The organism is Vibrio sp. 704 (assembly GCF_033339295.1).
In genome coordinates, this window is the sequence record NZ_JAWOUH010000398.1 from 1 (window position 1) to 728 (window position 728).

1 pseudogene is annotated in these 728 nt (G+C 50.8%); it reads right to left on the reverse strand.

The features are described 5' to 3' along the window. A pseudogene (trmE, locus tag R7R24_RS26705) lies at positions 1 to 668 on the reverse strand (tRNA uridine-5-carboxymethylaminomethyl(34) synthesis GTPase MnmE); the annotation flags it as partial. Positions 669 to 728 lie beyond the last annotated feature (60 nt).

Sequence of the window (728 nt, forward strand, 5' to 3'; positions counted from 1 at the left end):
CGACCAGCAATCACGACTTTCATGCCTTCGCGCATGATCGCGCCTTGGTTCGCTTCTTTGCGTACCGCATCGAGGTTATCGATGATAGCTTGCAGATCTCCTGCAACTTTACCATCGGCAAGAAAATCGATTTCTTCTTCAGGGAAGTCGATGGCCGCTTCCACATAGATGCGAAGATGAATCAGTGATTCCACCAGCGTTTGAATACGCTGCGAGAACTGGCCTTGTAGCGATTGTAGCGCCGATTTCGCTGCTTCTTCAGAGCTAGCATCAATCAGGTCGGCAATCGCTTCTGCCTGAGTCAAGTCCATCTTGTCGTTCAAGAACGCACGTTCCGAGAACTCACCAGGACGGGCTGCTCGTACGCCAGCTATGCCCAGAATACGTTTAATCAGCATATCCATGACCACAGGGCCACCGTGACCTTGCAGTTCTAATACGTCTTCGCCCGTGAACGAGTGCGGGTTAGGGAAGTACAGTGCAATGCCTTGGTCGAGCACTGTGCCATCTTCGGCTTGAAACGGCAGGTATTCAGCGTAACGCGGTTTTAGAGTCTTCCCTGTGACTTCCAATGCCACTTGGTTGGCCTTAGGGCCTGAAACACGAATAATGCCGACACCACCACGACCGGGTGCAGTAGCTTGAGCGACAATCGTATCTGTAGTCATAATTTTGCCTTTTGAGCTGGGCTCGATGGAGCCATCACTATTAATTAGCTGAATTGTAAT